The 16560-nt window shown below is 54.1% G+C and carries 15 protein-coding genes; 1 reads left to right on the top strand and 14 read right to left on the bottom strand.

Annotated elements, in window-relative coordinates; all coding sequences use genetic code 11:
- Nucleotides 1–80: 80 nt before the first annotated feature.
- From spoIIE to pth, 14 genes are all read right to left on the bottom strand, one after another.
- Nucleotides 81–2519, bottom strand: coding sequence for a stage II sporulation protein E (gene spoIIE / locus C7820_RS31950; RefSeq protein WP_397334243.1), 2439 nt, complete (start codon nt 2517–2519; stop codon nt 81–83).
- A gap of 507 nt (nt 2520–3026) precedes the next feature.
- Complete coding sequence (locus tag C7820_RS31955) at nt 3027–3512, bottom strand: S1 domain-containing RNA-binding protein (protein WP_116234462.1); 486 nt, start codon at nt 3510–3512, stop codon at nt 3027–3029.
- A gap of 125 nt (nt 3513–3637) precedes the next feature.
- The gene (locus C7820_RS31960) at nt 3638–4003 is read right to left on the bottom strand and encodes an FtsB family cell division protein (RefSeq protein WP_116234463.1); all 366 of its coding nucleotides are present in this window, start codon (nt 4001–4003) and stop codon (nt 3638–3640) included.
- A 60-nt stretch (nt 4004–4063) separates the two neighbouring features.
- Nucleotides 4064–4642 carry a spore cortex biosynthesis protein YabQ gene (gene yabQ, locus C7820_RS31965; protein WP_116234464.1) on the bottom strand — a complete coding sequence of 193 codons (579 nt, stop codon included), beginning with the start codon at nt 4640–4642 and terminating at the stop codon, nt 4064–4066.
- Nucleotides 4639–4920, bottom strand: a complete 282-nt coding sequence (gene yabP / locus C7820_RS31970; RefSeq protein ID WP_089549461.1) for a sporulation protein YabP — start codon at nt 4918–4920, stop codon at nt 4639–4641. The genes yabQ and yabP overlap by 4 nt, the downstream gene beginning before the upstream one ends.
- 189 nt (nt 4921–5109) lie before the next feature.
- Nucleotides 5110–5388, bottom strand: coding sequence for an RNA-binding S4 domain-containing protein (locus tag C7820_RS31975; RefSeq protein ID WP_076176670.1), 279 nt, complete (start codon nt 5386–5388; stop codon nt 5110–5112).
- 1 nt (nt 5389) lies between these two features.
- A complete protein-coding gene (locus C7820_RS31980; protein WP_076176669.1) occupies nt 5390–5662 on the bottom strand; it encodes an HU family DNA-binding protein in 273 nt (90 codons plus the stop codon).
- 318 nt (nt 5663–5980) lie between these two features.
- The gene (yabN, locus tag C7820_RS31985) at nt 5981–7471 is read right to left on the bottom strand and encodes a bifunctional methyltransferase/pyrophosphohydrolase YabN (RefSeq protein ID WP_116234465.1); all 1491 of its coding nucleotides are present in this window, start codon (nt 7469–7471) and stop codon (nt 5981–5983) included.
- A 219-nt stretch (nt 7472–7690) separates the two neighbouring features.
- A complete protein-coding gene (locus tag C7820_RS31990) occupies nt 7691–9370 on the bottom strand; it encodes a putative polysaccharide biosynthesis protein (protein WP_116234478.1) in 1680 nt (559 codons plus the stop codon).
- A gap of 189 nt (nt 9371–9559) precedes the next feature.
- Entirely contained in the window at nt 9560–10102 is a 543-nt protein-coding gene (gene spoVT / locus C7820_RS31995) for a stage V sporulation protein T (protein ID WP_116234479.1), read from the bottom strand.
- A gap of 245 nt (nt 10103–10347) precedes the next feature.
- Entirely contained in the window at nt 10348–11529 is a 1182-nt protein-coding gene (locus C7820_RS32000) for a peptidylprolyl isomerase (protein ID WP_116234466.1), read from the bottom strand.
- Nucleotides 11516–15040 carry a transcription-repair coupling factor gene (mfd, locus tag C7820_RS32005; protein WP_116234467.1) on the bottom strand — a complete coding sequence of 1175 codons (3525 nt, stop codon included), beginning with the start codon at nt 15038–15040 and terminating at the stop codon, nt 11516–11518. The genes C7820_RS32000 and mfd overlap by 14 nt, the downstream gene beginning before the upstream one ends.
- A 240-nt stretch (nt 15041–15280) precedes the next feature.
- Nucleotides 15281–15511: an anti-sigma-F factor Fin gene (gene fin / locus C7820_RS32010; RefSeq protein WP_076176664.1), complete on the bottom strand. Its 231-nt coding sequence runs from the start codon at nt 15509–15511 to the stop codon at nt 15281–15283.
- 80 nt (nt 15512–15591) lie between these two features.
- Nucleotides 15592–16152, bottom strand: coding sequence for an aminoacyl-tRNA hydrolase (gene pth, locus C7820_RS32015; RefSeq protein WP_076176663.1), 561 nt, complete (start codon nt 16150–16152; stop codon nt 15592–15594).
- A 149-nt stretch (nt 16153–16301) separates the two neighbouring features.
- Between pth and C7820_RS32020 the strand changes: the two genes are divergently transcribed.
- Nucleotides 16302–16502, top strand: coding sequence for a hypothetical protein (locus C7820_RS32020; RefSeq protein ID WP_076176662.1), 201 nt, complete (start codon nt 16302–16304; stop codon nt 16500–16502).
- Nucleotides 16503–16560: the final 58 nt, after the last annotated feature.

Consider the following 16560-nt stretch of genomic DNA (forward strand, 5'->3'; position numbering starts at 1 on the left):
TTCCATCCCATTTCCCGGGCAATGGGACGGATAACAACTAGTTTTACATATTCACCTCCGCTCGTGATCCGGCAATGCGGTCAGCTGACCGTGCGCGGCCGCTCCATGCGGTCGACGCCCGGCACATGCAGGGTAGCCCACTCCGGCTGGTAATGCTCCACCTTTCCGACAACGACGGTCATGTCGTCATGAATTTGATTTTGCTGGTAACGAATCACTTTCTCGAGCAGGCAGTCGGCAATATGCTGCGGGTCGTTACTTTCGATCTCCTGCAGCATCCGCTTCATCCACAATTCCTTGTTCACGGCGTAACCCGGCGCATCATAGATGCCGTCCGTCATCATGATAACGATGTCCCCTGCTTGCAGCTTCAAGGTGACCAGGTCCACCTCAATATCCTGAATAATGCCGATCGGCAGGTTGCTGGCCGAGACGGGAATCACTTCATTGCCCCGTTTGATAAAGCTTGGGGCGGAGCCGATTTTCATAAACGTCGTTTCCGCTGTATATTGATCAATCAACGCCATATCCACCGTCGCATAAATCTCCTCCGGGGATCTCAGCATCAGAATGGAATTCACCGATTTGATCGCCAATTTCTCATCCATGCCCGACTGCAGCAGCTGCTCCAAAATGTTCAGCGCGGTGCTGCTCTCCAGTCTTGCCCGCTCTCCGTTGCCCATCCCATCGCTCAGCGCCACGGCGAAAGTGCCGTTGCCCAGCTCGACCGTACTGAAGCTGTCGCCTGACAGCAGATCTCCTCCTTTGGCTGCCCCGGCCACCCCCGTCGTAATTTCAAACGTTTTGGCCGACCCGAACATGACGGTCGCAAGCCCGTCTTTGGTGCTGCTGAACGTTTCATTCAGCACGGCCACATGCTCGTCCAATATATCGGACAGCAGCGGCGCAATAATTTTACGGCATTCATCGTACCCCCTTGTATACGCATGCACAATTTCGATTTCTACGTGTCCGGGATCCAGACTGATGATTTCGATCCCCTGGATCGACAGCCCCAGCTTCTCCAAAGCGTCCCGAATTTGCTCCTCCTGCCGGTACATCGCTTGTCCTTCCCGCTGAATTTCCTTAGCAAGGTCCTCCATCACCTGGGATACGCCCGATAATTGCTCGGCGACCAATTGACGGCTGTCGTATATTTGCCGTTTCCACTGCATATCATGTTGGTAGAGATGATACTGCTGCTTCATGACATCCACAACGTCGCCGGTTTTGGCGCACATTCTCTTCCATTCCTCCGGAACGTCCTCAGCCGACATCTCCGGATTCTCCTCCACCGAAGTCATCACGTCGGTCATATATTTATAGGTTTGATAGAACTTCGCGTCCCAGCAATGGTTTTTCTTGAAGCAGTTCGCACACGCCCCTTCCGTCACGGCATTCATAAAATGGTCCATTTCTTCATTCCGCTTGCTCACCTCCTCCGTGCCGGACACCTGGCCGAAGCTCTGGGACAGCTGACGGAACACCTGCGAGAACTGGGTCACCCGCTCGGCGGTCAGATCTCTTACCCGCTTAGCATACTCATGCTGCGATTTGCTGTGATCCGTCGTCCCCGGCACATACTTGGAGATCACCGCAATCATCGCTTTCGGGGTCAGCAGAAACAGTCCGATGGCGATACAGGTTTCCCAGGTGGACTGCATGACGTCGCCCGGACCGCTGAAATAGATGGACAGAATGGAAGAGCCCAGCAGCATGCCGATGGATACGGCTCCCTTCCGCCCTTCACGCAGCATGCCGGCGAGCATCCCGGAAAAAGCTAGCAGGCTCATCTGATAAATGGCCGATATATCCGCCAAGCTCAGAATCAACCCGGTTACAACGCCGACCGAAGCCCCGAGCGGCGCCCCGCCGACCAGCGCAAACACCAGGATCAGGTACCTGGAGAGGACATGCTCCACGGACAAATTATATACGCTCCACCCCACCGCACCTGTCATGACGGAAGCAAGCAGGATAATCAAGCATAGAATTTCTTCGTTTTTCAGCTGGTAGTTCTTTTTCCTGTACGTAAACACCGGAATTGCCTGGATAAACACGAGCGTCAGCACAAAGCTGAGTACGGCATCGACCGCGGTCATCATCAGGGCATACCACGTAAACGGCGGACCGATCAGCACCATAAATATTTTGACGCAGAAGGCGGAGACGAACACCATCAGCGGCGCGTAGGATAACTCGGCGTGGTCAAAAGCGTTCAGCCCTTTATACATCAGGTGGAAGATGATGAGCTCGGCGGCGATAATCAGCGGTGCCGGGAACGGAGCAAACAGAGCACCCAGGATCACCGCCATTCCCACTGGCAGGATGTAATCCCGCCGCATGAAGGCGATGACTGCAAAAAAGGCGACCGCAAACGGCGACAGCTCGTCCAGTATCATGGCTTTTCCGAGTAAGAAGCCCATAAAAGTCAGCAGCAGCATCCACTTCTTTGCTGCGAGGAACTGCATCGGCCGCTGCACGGCCGACATGTTCCGGATCCGTTCCGACCAGCTCATTCCGTCCACGACCGCTTCCCCCTTTGCCGATTTCATGACAGGCACGTCCATCACATTCCATTTTTCCATGATCTTGGCACCACCATTTCGTAGGATTTGTTGGTACCCATTATAGAACCGGCGAAACATGAAAGTTTGTCAGAACAGCGGACAAGCGCCCAAGAAATTTCCGACAAAAAAGCCTGCGTTCCCGAATGATCGGAAATCCGGGTCGACTGGTTGTCCCCCAACACTTCCAGCCCGTTTCCAGCGGGTTCGATCCGGGGGAATCTCCCGAATAAAATCACCGCATCGGCTAGCGATTGCGACAGAGATAGCTGGAATGGCGTTGGATGCTGTCGGTAATTTCTTGCAGAACGACAAAATTACCGATGCGCCCTTGATGGGAAAAAGACTGCAGAACAGCGCCTAGCCCGCAGCAAAAACAAAAAAACCGCAGAAGGCTGGATGCCCCCTACGGTTATCTGCTTCATACGGTTATCGTATGCTCTAATCTGTTAGTAAAAATTACATGCGTTTCGCGCCACGGCCTCCGCGCTTGGATTCCGTGTTCTTCTTGATCGACGATATGCGCTCTTCGCTGTCTTTTAGGAAACGAGACATTTTATCCTCGAATGAAGTCTTGTTGGCCGCAGGCTTAAACGGACGCCCGCCACGTTCACGATTGTAACCTCCACCACCGCCAAAACGGTCTCCGCCGCCTCCACCGGTACGTTCCGGTCTTGGTCCTCTTGGAGGCCGAGCTTCGGATGCCGGCTTATCAACAGCTTGTTTGATGGAAAGCCCGATCTTGCCGTCCTTATCGACATTGATCACCTTCACTGTCACAACATCATTGATCTTCAGGTGATCGTTAACATCCTTGACGTAATTATCGGCGATTTCCGAGATGTGAACGAGACCCGTGACACCTCCTGACAGATCCACAAATGCTCCAAAATGCGTTATGCCTGTCACCTTGCCTTCTAACTTGGTGCCCACTTCGATTGCCATAGAATAAAATGATCCTCCCTTAAAAATATACAACAAGATTTAATAAAACCTTGGCTGTGGTGATTTGATTATACATAAAGCGTAAACCCAGGTCAACTGAGTAATAACCCACTTCAGCGCCTATATTAAGGGCTGGTGGATTCCGCATGAATCGGGGTTTCCCCCGGCAAATACAGACCATAATTTTTCCTTGCCAACTGTCCGATATACTCCGGATCGTTCAGCCGTTTCACGTCCCGCTCGAGCTGTGCCTTCGTCTGTGTGGTCTGTGCCTCCAGCTTCAGCTTCTTCGACAGCTCGGAACTCTTGTCCGCAATTTGCGAATTCTGGTCAATAAAGGTATAACCTGCCCACCCCATAAACAGAATCATGAAAGTCAGCCATAAAAAAATCCGCCTCCGTGCGCCAGCATGATGACCGGCAGGCTGCTTGTCATTCTTTTGTGTAGTCTGCGGACGGGTTTGGGCTGGTGATGCAGCGTATTTTCCCATGAATGCCTCCTCTTTACAAATACGGAAATCGTTGCGTAACGGGCCGTTCCTAAGCCTTGTCTACTCCTTGGAGAACCATCGCTTCCACAGCTCTGCAGCTGCGGTGAGAAACTTCGTGAACCACTTTGGCATCTTCAGACGGGAGGTGATGGGGCGGAGCATCCATTGAAGCAGCTTCCAAAAAGGCTTGAGACAGCGCAGGATCACGTGGAGAAGAAACATCAGGAGGCTGCCGATCATGACGGCAATCCACTTCAACAGTTTCAAGATCGCACGGATCGGAGCCCAGACGAGCGCCCGAAACAAACGCTTGACCACATCAATCACGTAACGTACTGTCCTTATTAACATTACCACAAAACGCTGGGTTGTAACACTCAAGATTAAAAAATATAACCATACCCCAATAAAGAGTCCCACAAATACATAAAACCGAAGCTGGCCGTAATTGCTGATATACAGCATCCGAAACACAAACAGGGCCGCAGCGCTCCAGTACAGCACGTCCAATACATGAAGGGTCCATTTCGGAAAGTGGAGCTGGCCCGACAGCACCCGGTAACTGTCATAGGCCACCCCCAACGCCGCTCCCGAGAACAGCATCCACAGCAGGGTAATCCATTGAATCTGTGGACTCATTTAAACAGCTTGCCGAGCATTCCTTTGTTTTTGCTGTGCGAACCGGGATCCAAATAAACCAGGGAATTCACGTGGCCCTCGATCGAGAGCAGGCCTTCTTCCAGGTTTAAATTTTTAATATGTAAATTCTGGCCTTTGATGGTCAGGTGCCCTAGCTCGGTTTGAAGCAGAAACTCCTCGCTGTCAAAACTCTCCACATTGTTTACCCCCGTCAGGTGCAGCTGCTTGCGATTCAGCATATGCAATTCATGCTGCTTGTTTTTCGCTTGCTCGATCATGGCATGTACCCCTCCTTCTTAACAATAGCTTATGGAGCGGTTTCGGGGTTTAGAACCAGCCCTGCCGGGTGAAACGGAGGAACTTTAAGCATGATCTGAGCATCGTGCCAATCTAAAAAGGCATCCCCCGATCGTGATCGGAAGATGCCTCTAATGTGCTGCTGTGTATATGCCTTCTGGAATGCCCGCTTACCAGTTCAAACCGTTATCTTTGGCGATCGGTTCTTCCTTGACCAAGGTGTACAGGCTGTTCGCCTCGTCCTTGCGGGTCGTTTCGGCAAGCCGCTCCACCTTCACGGTGACCAGCTTCTGGCCGAACTGGACGGTGATCTCATCGCCCACCTTGACCGTGCTGCTGGGCTTGGCTTCCCTGCCGTTAATGAGGACCCTTCCCTGATCGGAGACGTCCTTCGCAACGGTACGCCGCTTAATTAACCTTGATACCTTAAGGAATTTGTCGACGCGCATCTTATTTTACGGCTTCTTTAAGCTTGTTGCCCGCTTTGAAAGCAGGAACGTTGGATTCCGGAATTTCGATGGTTTTGCCGGTTTGCGGGTTACGGCCTGTACGACCGGAACGCTTGCGGGTTTCAAAAGTGCCGAAGCCGATCAGCTGAACTTTTTCACCGCTTGCCAGAGCTTCCTCAATTTCACCCAGGAAACCGTTCAGAACGGACTCCACGTCTTTTTTAGTCAAACCGCTTTTCGTGGAAATGTTGTTGATCAGATCTGTCTTGTTCATAAATTATAATCCTCCCAATATACAAAGAAATAAGTATTGGCGCGGTAGAGGGGCTTAACCCCCAAAACATACCGCTTTTGGCGCGTTCTGTATGGTATTCTTGCTGTGCTGCCCGAATTCCTGCCTCAATCCGCCAATTTTTTATAATTTCCGAGGAAATCCCTGCAAAAAGAAGCTGCTGGGGTGTCATCTAACGGAAATTTTGCGCGAAATCGGAATCATGAAACACGGAAGTCATTCATTCCTGTTCGCTAAAAGGGCTTCACTCCGCAGGCATTGAAAGCGCCTCCCGTCCATCCAGGGACCGGAGATTTCATATCATACCTCATTTTTGGCCCGTTGCCAAATCGTCTCCATCTCATCCAGGCTGGCTTCCTGCAGCGTTTTGCCTTCTGCGTGCAGCACATCCTCGATATAACGGAACCGGCTGACGAACTTGCGGTTCGTTCTCGACAGCGCTTCTTCCGGATCGGCATCCAGGAACCGGGCCGCGTTCGCCGCCGCGAACAGAAGGTCACCCAGCTCGCCCACCTGCTCGTCGACGCTCTGTCCCTCCGCCACGGCCTGCCGCAGCTCTCCGAGCTCCTCCTCGATCTTGTCGAATACACCCTCGATGGAGTCCCAGTCGAACCCGACCTTGGATGCCTTCTTCTGAAGCTTATATGCCTTCATGAGCGCCGGCAGGTCTCTTGGAATCCCGTCCAGGGCGGACGCCTTCTCGGGCTCGATGCCTTTACGGCGTTTCTCCTCGGCCTTCATGGCATCCCAGTTCTGCAAGGCGGCTTCCGCATCCTTGGCCTTGTTCTCGCCGAACACATGCGGATGGCGGAAAATCAACTTGTCATTCAACCCTTGAATGACGTCGAACACGCTGAAAGTGCCTTCCTCTTCCTCCATTTGCGAATGCAGCATGATCTGCAGCAGCAAATCGCCAAGCTCCTCCTGCATATGCTCCGGGTCATCGTCATCGATGGTCTCCAGCACCTCGTAGGTTTCCTCGATGAGATTTTTCCGGATCGACGCATGCGTCTGTTCCCGGTCCCACGGGCAGCCCTCCGGACTGCGGAGGATGCCGACGATCTCATGAAGCCGGGCAAAGGTCCGCTGGCGCAAGCTCTCGTCGTCACTTCTAGGAACGTATACGAGCGAGAGGTTGCCATAGCCTTCTACGCGGTCGAGCTCAAACAGCGGAACCTGAAGCACCTGCTCCTCCCCTTCGACACCAAGCGCATGTCCGACAACGACCTGGTAATCGTCAGGATAAAGTTCCATGAGGCACAGCTTCACCTCAGAAGCGGTAAACTCGTCGTATACCTGCCCGATCACGGTGTGCAGCTGGGGCTGCAGCATGCTGCTGCGAATGCCGGTTGAATCGAGAAGCTGAAAGCCTTCGATCGGATCAAAGCCGAGACGGATGAAGGCTTCATCGAGAAAGGACTCCCCGCCCAGGATTTCAAGGGAGATCCCCTTCTGCGGGCAGTGCTCCCTTAGCAGCTGAACGGTGGACTCCGCCACCATCGGATGCCCGGGCACTGCATAGACGATCACGCTCTGTTCATCGCCGGCCGAAGCCAGCTCCAACAGCCGGTCTGCGATGGAGGCGTACACCTCCGGAAACGAATCATGCGCTTCGTAGATGTGGTCAAACGAACTGACTTCGAGCTTCAGCTCCTCCAGCATCGACATAACCGGATGCTCTTTCGTTCTGACGTAGATTTGTGATGCCTGCTGCAATGTCTTCACAATACCCATCGTCAGCCGGTCCGGGTTGCCCGGACCGAGACCGACAACCTTCAGTACTGCGCTCATATGTCATTCCTCCGCTCTATTTCCCATTCTTCCGGGAATGGGGCATAAATATACTATATCACGGTTTCTTTTTTAAAAGAAAACCAGAAGCGCAATGGGGGCCCCACATGGCCCGGCCCTTTACTGAAGCTAGTTCAGCGGCTCCGTTAATCCGCCGCCTTCTATCATTCTCCCTCTATGACGGCCAAAAATAGAAGATTCCTCCGTCCCCTGCGGTTATTACCGCAGCAGCCGAACCCGCTTCAGTAAGGCGGTCAGCGGACGGCCGATCTTCGGCAGCATGGCAAGCTCCTCTTCGGTAAGGAGCTTGGCCAGCACGGCGCCGGCGAGGAACACGGCGCCCCCGGCCGCGGCACCGGCAACACTTGCCGCGGCGGCCACGAGGCGGGAGGGCAGCCCGAGCGCGGACAGCACCGCGTCCGCCGCGAGCGCCGCAGCGCCCGCCACCACGGCCATGCCGGCCAGCATCAGCGCCGGCTTGGCCAAGGCGGCACCGGCGCGAATGCGCAGGCCGGTGCTGCGGGCCAGCAGCGCGATGTTGAGCGCTGCCGCCAGGAAGTGCGCGGCCACGCCGGCGATGGCCGCGCCGGTAATGCCCAGCTGCGGAACCAGCAGCAGGTTCAGCAGCGTCTTCGCCGCTGCCGCGGCCAGCAGATGCACGGCCGGCGCACGCACGATGCCGACGCCCTGCAGGAGTGCGGCCGAAATGATGCTGAGCGCGCTGCCGACGGCGGTGAAGGCGATCCAGCGCATGACGCCGCTGCCCGCTGTGTCCTGATACAGCGCGATATTCAGGGGATCAGCCAGAATGGCAATCCCCACCGATGCGGCGAGGCCCAGCAGCCAGAACCAGCGCAGGGACAGCCGGGTACGCTCGCTCACCAGCTCGCGGTCGGCTCTCGCCTTTGCCTCCGCCAAAGCGGGGATGAACAGCACCGACAACGACGTAGCCAGCATCGTCACCAGCTGGACGATAGGGATACCGCGGTTATAGATGCCGAACTGGATCATCGCCCCCGCCTCACCGGCGCCTCCGGCTTTGAGCAGCCGCGGTACGGTAAAGCTGTCCACCATGCCGATTAAAGGAACGGCCAGTGAACCCAGACAGACGGGAATCGCGTACAGCAGGACCCGCTTCAGCAGGCTCCAGCTGCTCTCCCGCCCGGCTTGACGCGGCTGCCCCGTCCGAACGGAAGACGCCTTGTGTGCCGACACGGCAGCGCCTACCGCGCCGGCAGAGCCACGCCGAGTCCGCCGGAACCTGCGCCAATAGCCGAGCATGACGATGAGACCCGCGGCTCCGCCAGCAGCCGATCCCAACAGTGCCCCTGCTGCGATGGTCTCCGGCTTCGCCCCGATCCCCGTCAGGTAAATCAGCAGTCCGATCATGACGGCCACCCGCGCACACTGCTCCGTGATCTGCGAAACGGCGGTGGGCATCATGTTTTGGTATCCCTGAAAAAAGCCGCGCATCCCGGTCATCACCGGCACGAACAGCAGCGCTAAGGACGCCGTCCGCACCGCCGGCACGACGCTGGAATTGTCGATCCAGGTCCCGATAAGCGGAGCGCAGGTGTACACGGCGGCCCCCAGGACGATGCCCAGCAGCGCCAGCAGCACCGAGGACAGCCTCATCACCCGGAGTCCTTCCCCCGTCCCCCCGACGGCTTCGTCCTCTGCGACGAATTTCGAGATCGCGGCGGGCAGGCCCGCGAGTGCGATCGTCATCATTAATGAATAGAGCGGATATACCGTGTTATAGATGCCGAACACCGCATCCCCGCCCATGTTTTGCAGCGGAATTTTCTGCAGCGTGCCGATCAGTTTCGACAGCACCATAGCCATGCTTAAAATCAAAGCCCCCTGCAGCATCTTCGATGCCGCACCTGTCTGTTTCATCCTCTTCCCTACTTTTTGCCCGGATTCAACCTCTGTCATTTGGCGTTGCTTCCGTTTTTTCGATACGAATACCCCTATTATACCTGAGGAGAGCGGACACAAAAAACTCCCGCCTTCATTCCCGGATCATCCGTGAATATGAAGGGGGAGCTTCGGGTACTCGAGGAAGAGTCGTACCGGGCTGCCGGATTACTGCTCCATTTGCTTGCCAAGAAAAGCAGCGGCTGTCTCGGACATTTTGACTTCCAGCTGGGACATCTTGGTCGCTTCGTCCTTGCTAAGCAGAATGACTGAACCAATTGGATCTCCGCCGGAAATGATCGGCGCGGCCACAAAAGAGGACAGATTCTCCTGATGGTCCTTGCTGATTTCGTAGCTGCCTTGGTTTGTTTCCAGCAGCGTCTTGCGGCTGTCCATGCAGTTCTCGATCAGGGATCCGATCGGTTTCTCCAAGTATTCCTTCTTGGAGCCGCCTGCAACGGCGATAAAGGTGTCGCGGTCGGAAATGATCGTGATGTGTCCGGTACCTTCATACAGCGACTCCGCATATTCCTTGGCGAAATCGCCCAGCTCGCCGATCGGGGAGTATTTCTTCAGAATAACTTCACCATCACGGTCTACAAAAATTTCAAGCGGATCTCCTTCACGGATACGCAGTGTACGTCTGATTTCTTTAGGGATGACCACTCTGCCCAGGTCATCGATACGGCGGACTATTCCAGTAGCTTTCATTAACATGTTGCCCCGCTTTCTAGAGAAGATTTTTCAACTACTGTTCTTATGGGAAGAGGTGAGTCCCAGGAATATAAGTTGTGATATCTGCCCATAGTATTCATCCATTCCCAATTCCTTATACATGATGTTGGAACTATTAGTTGCGGTTGTTCTGCACATTTTATCCAGCTCAATGCCGCAAAAAAAGACGCGGGTCTGGCCCGCGCCTTCCTTCCTGCACACGATTCAATGCGGAATATGGATTATTTGCCCGATCCCTCGCTGGGCTCGGTTACCTTTTCTTCAAAAGTAGTCGTACCTTTATCGCTGGTTTTGGCATCTCCGCTGCTGCTGCCTGTCGTGCCTGTACCGGTGCCGGATGTACCGGAAGTAGAGCCCCCGGAAGTGGTGCCTTCCGTGCCGCTGCCGGACGTTCCCTTTCCGGTTGTTCCTGTGCCGCTCTTGGACGTATCCGCCGTTTTCGGCAGATCGATCTTCTTGATGATCTTCGTCAGGTCATTCTGCATAAACTGATCGATCTTCGATGCGCCCAGATTGCTCCGGATCATTTCTTTCTGATCGTTCGTCAACTTGTCATAAGGCGTGTCCTTGCGGGAGTCGACCTTGATAATGCTGTATCCGAGATTAGATTCGACGGGAGCACTGATTTTGTTCAGCGGAAGGGTCAGCACCTGCTCCTTGAACTCCTGCACGCTCCACTGTCCAACGGTAAAGTCTTTGTAGACGCCGCCATTGTCCTTGGAGGACGAATCATCCGAGTACTTTTTGGCCAGCTCGGCAAAATCTCCCCCTTTGTCCAACTGCGATTTGACGTCTTTGGCAATCTTTAGCGCATCTTCTTTGGTGCGCTCCTTGTTATTCGAATCGGTCAGCCCGATCAAAATATGATGCACCGTGGCCACCATGAAATCCTGCTTGTTGGCCTCATACTGCTTCTTGATGTCGTCTTCGGTCACTTTGGCGTTCATGTCCTCCATGACCGTCATAACCTGCACCAAATATTGCTTAAGCTCGTCCTCTTTGAGCTTCTGGTCGCTCAGCAGCTGCTTGAACTGGTCATCGCCCACCTGTTTCTTCATTTGGTCGATTTGCTGGCCGGCCTTTTTCTCGCCTTCCTTCTTGGCATCGTCCGTAGCCTTGCCGCTCAAATATTTAAAAGCAATTTTTTGCTTCACCAAATAATCCTGGAAATCGGCCATGTCCATAAATTGGGCATACTCCGGAGACATAAACGTCATGATTTTTTTCTGCGTCTCAAATTCATTCTCCGTAATCTCTCCGCCTTCGTAGGTTGCCACCGTTTTACTGGCATCCTTCTCTTTATCGGAGCCGCCTTTCTCGCAGGCTGCCAGCACGGAGAGGGTCAATACGCACACCAAAGTCAGCAGAATTCCTCTCCATGCTTTTTTCTTATTGAACAACATCCTGAAGTTCCTCCTTCGATTTGAACAGCTCACGGATCGCTTCCAAGAATTGTTCCAGCAGATCGAGCAGCTGCTTGTCATCAAGCCCCTTGCCTTTGATTCGGATCGTCATTTGAGCATCCTGCTCAAATTGTACACGTCTCTCGAAGCGATTGCCAACCTGTGCAAGCTTCGCGGTGCTGACGGCATTTTCCTGCCCCTCGTAAAATTTGAGGATCAGATCATCCCCACGGCGGTTGATGGAGTCGATGCCGTACATCTTGCCGTATACCTTCAGCCGGGCGACGGTCAGCAGGTTCGTCACCGCCTCTGGCAGCTCCCCAAAGCGGTCCAGCAGCTCATCCTCCAGCTCCTTCCCGTCGTCGAACGAAGAAACTGCCGCCACTTTCTTATAAATTTCAATCTTTTGAATGCTGTCATAAATGTACTCGGACGGTAAATACGCATCGATGCCGATATCGAGCGCGGTGTTCCACGTCTTCTCCGGTTCGACCTTTTCTCCGAGAACGGACACCTTCCGCTTCTGGATTTCCTCGGCAAGCATTTGCGAGTACAGGTCGAAGCCGACGGAGGCAATGAACCCGTGCTGCTCCGCACCGAGCAGGTTCCCCGCTCCGCGGATCGCCAAGTCGCGCATCGCGATTTTGAAGCCGGAGCCAAGCTCCGTAAACTCCTTGATCGACTGCAGGCGTTTCTCCGCCACCTCGGTCAGCACCTTATCCCGCTGGTACGTAAAGTACGCGTACGCAATCCGGTTGGAGCGTCCGACACGGCCGCGCAGCTGATAGAGCTGGGACAGGCCCATTTTGTCAGCATCATGCACGATAAGCGTATTCACGTTCGGAATATCGACGCCTGTCTCGATAATGCTCGTGCTGACAAGGACGTCGTATTCCCCGTCCAGAAAGTCGAGAATCGTCTTTTCCAGCTCCGTCTCCGACATTTGCCCGTGGCCCACTCCAACCTTGGCCTCCGGCACCAGCGCCGAAATTTGGGCAGCCATTTCATGAATGCCTTGAACGCGGTTGTACAGATAATACACCTGACCGCCGCGGGCCAGCTCCCGTTCGATGGCCTCTCGCACCAGCGTCTGGCTGTATTCCACGACATACGTCTGCACAGGGAAGCGGTTTTCCGGCGGCGTCTCGATGACAGACAGATCCCGGACTCCCAGCATGGACATATGCAGCGTCCGCGGAATCGGCGTCGCCGTCAGGGTCAGCACGTCGACATTCGTCTTCAGACGCTTCAGCTTCTCCTTATGCGTCACACCGAACCGCTGCTCCTCGTCCACAATCAGGAGGCCCAGATCCTTGAACACCAGATCCTGGGACAACAAGCGGTGGGTGCCGATCACGACGTCGACCGTCCCCTGGCGGATTCCCTTGATCGTCTCGTTCTGCTCCTTCCGCGAACGGAACCGGCTCAGCACCTGAATGTTCATCGGATATCCCGAGAACCGCTCCCGGAACGTCTCATAATGCTGCTGCGCCAGAATCGTCGTCGGCACAAGAACGGCCACCTGCTTGCCCTCCATGGCAGCCTTGAACGCGGCGCGGATCGCCACTTCGGTCTTGCCGTAGCCTACGTCTCCGCACAGCAGCCGGTCCATCGGACGGTTCCGCTCCATATCCTTCTTGATCTCTTCGATCGCCCGCAGCTGATCGCGTGTCTCATCGTAAGGGAACATTTCCTCGAATTCCTGCTGCTCGGTCGTGTCCTTCTCAAAGCCGTATCCCGGCGTCGACTGCCGCTCGGCGTACAGCTTGATCAAATCGTCGGCGATGTCCTGTACCGAAGAGCGGACTTTATTTTTAACGCGTGTCCACTCATTGCCGCCCAACTTGTAGATCTTCGGCTCCTTTTCTTCTGAACCGACGTATTTTTGAATGAGATCGATCTGTTCGATAGGTACAGACAGCTTGTCGCCGCCGGCATACAGGATATGCATATAGTCCTTGTGGATGCCGTTGATTTCCAGCGTGCCGATACCCATATATTTACCAATGCCGTGGTTTTGATGGACGACATAATCGCCGACCTTCAGCTCGGTATAGCTTTTGATGCGCTCGGCGTTATCAATGTTTTTGCCCAGCTTGCGGATCTTCCGCTGCTTCTGGGAGAACATTTCGCCCTCGGTAATCACCGCCAGATGAATGGACGGCATCTCAAAGCCCGTCTGCAAATTACCCTGCAGCATGATCGGCTCTTCGATGTTATAATCCTGCAGCACCCGCCGCATCCGGTCGAGCCGTTCGTCGCTGCTGGCAAGCATCATCACCTGAACCCCGGACTTATGCCAGCGGTCCATTTCCGCTTTCAGCACGTTCATCTGCCCATGGAAATCCTGCATCCCACGGCTGATAAAGTTCAGGATGTTCTGAGGTTGGGTATGCGGAACCTGACGCAGGAAAATCGACATGAATATCGTCTGGAACGGACGCTGGTACAGTATCTCGTCGCCGTCAACGGACAAATGCAGCTGCGGCAGCGTCTTTCCGTTCTGCAGCAGATGCAAGTTCCACTCGGATTCATCACGCTCCAGCTGTTTGGCTGTTTCAAGAAGGCGCGCCGGCTCGTCGAGAATGAGGACGGTGTCCTTGTGTAAATAGTCGTACAGCGTCTTGTGCTCCGGATAGAGCAAAGAGATATATTTATAGATTTCCGGAAAATAGACATGCTCGCGCAGCAGCTCCATCTCCCGTTTCATTTCTTCCGATAGACGCAGCTTCGCCTGCCGGTCGGTCATCTTGCCAAGCTGCTCTTCCAGCAGTTGAGCGGTGGCTGCAGCTGCCTGCTCCAGCCTCTGATGATCGGCGATGATCTCCTTGCAGGGCGTAATGGTGACTTCCTTAACTTTATCGATTGACCGCTGATCGGACGGGTCAAACGTGCGAATCGAATCGATTTCGTCGTCAAACAGCTCGACGCGGTAGGCCAATAGGGAGGTCATCGGGTAAAAGTCGATAATTCCTCCGCGTACGCTCATTTCGCCCTTGCCTTCGACCCGCTCTACCCGTTCGTATCCCATTTCGATCATTTGGGCCAGGAAAGCTTGGGCGTCCAGTGTGCCGCCATCCTGAATCACAATTTGGGCTTTGGCCATCACTTCCGGGGCAGGCAGAAACCGGCGCACACCCGAAAACGGTGCCACCACAATGCCCGAAAACCCCTGCGCGCACTTCATCAGCACATCAATACGCTGCGCAAGGGTCTCTGGACTGGATACCGCGGATTCGGCTGCCACCAGCTCATTGGCTGGATACAGCAGCACACGGTCCGGTGAAAGCGCTTCCTGTAAATCCTCCGCGATTTTCTGGGCGGAAAACATGTTGTGAGTGACGACGAGCATCGGGCGTTTGATTTCTTCAAACAGTGCCGACAGCATAACCTGACGCGCGGACCCCGATAACCCAGAAACGAGCTGTTCCTTCATACCGGCCGATAACCCGGCGGTAATCGACTTCAAATCCGGATCTTTAGAGAAAGCTTCTATAAGTGCATGTAACAAAGGGGGCACCTCTCTTATGCTTACTTGTTATCTTTTGGATGGTAGATTGAATTTTACCATAAAATACCTGACTGCGGTGATTTTTCGCTGTGCTTCATTAAAATATATCTACCGGCAGCGGACATCCCCTGGTCTTAGAAGACCGGACAAAAGGAATACCCAAAAGAAGCCTCAGCAGCACTGCCAAGGCCCTTCCATTCACGGTATCTGTCCGCATTAGTCGCGGTTTCGCGCACAGCATTATTGAAGTGGGTTTGCCAACAGGCTCAGCTCCGGATTGTTCTCCAGCGCTTCTCTGCAGTAATCGCAGATCACTTTGACCGTTACGTCGCCGCTTAAATCATACGCTATTATATCTCTACGTTCTGCCGGGGTCAAGGAATGGAACCCCAGCTGGGCGTCGGTAACCAGGGACGAATCTATTTTTCCGAGCGGCGTGCGGCAGTGCCGGCAAATATAATTTATTGCCATCTATATGCCTCCTGAAAGTCGTTTATACTTCAGTATGCCCGAAAAAACGTTCGTTTAGCCCCCGATTCCTGCCCTCGAGATCAACCGTTAAACTTGGCCATCGTTTGTTCAAAGGTATGGTTCAGACTGAACTCCGCGGCGTCGCAGGCTTGCTCAATCATCGTCTTCAGCAGCTCGTTCTCCTTTTTCGGAAAATTCGAGAGCACATAGTCGACGATCGCATATCCCGGCTCAGGCCGGGATATCCCCATCCGGATCCGGTCGAACACCTGCGTTCCCGTATGCTGAATGATCGATTTGATGCCGTTGTGGCCTCCGGCGCTGCCCTGATACCGCAGGCGGATTTTGCCGGTTGCCGTATCCATGTCGTCATAAACGACAATCATATCCTCGAGCTTAGCCTTGTAATAATCCATATAGGCCCGCACCGCTTCTCCGGACAAGTTCATGTAGGTCATGGGCTTGATAAGAACGACCTTGTCGGTTCCGATAAAGCCCTCGCCGATCAGCGCCTTGCATTTGCTTGGCCCAAACTTAATACCATGCCGCTCCGCCAGCGCATCCAGCATCATAAAACCGACGTTGTGGCGCGTTTTTTCATAATTGGATCCCGGATTCCCGAGTCCTACAATCCATTTCATTGCGTTATTCGATCCTCCAAACCGGCTGCTGCCGCTACGCCTGCTGTGCAAGTTAGCATTAGCACCAAATTTTGTTACAATAGAGTATAGGATGCTGCATCGCTTCTTGCCATGGCATCCATGATCACCATAAGAAGGTGGTACGGTTCATGACTGAATTCGGCCAATTGCTTACGCTGCACCGGCACTTTCAGCAGCACCAGATCCACGGCATTCCCGTTCAGGTTCTCCGGCAGGGCGTACACGTGGACATTGGAACGATTACCTCATTCACCAAGCACTTCGTTGAAATTCAAGGTACGCTCTACAACCGGAATTTGTATACGTTTGTGTCGACTCCCGGATATTAAAAGAGCATGCGCGAGAAGGGTTATATTTCCTGGAGCCAGGAAACATAACCCTCTCTTT

This window comes from Paenibacillus sp. VMFN-D1 (assembly GCF_003386155.1).
Classification (GTDB): domain Bacteria; phylum Bacillota; class Bacilli; order Paenibacillales; family Paenibacillaceae; genus Paenibacillus_AQ; species Paenibacillus_AQ favisporus.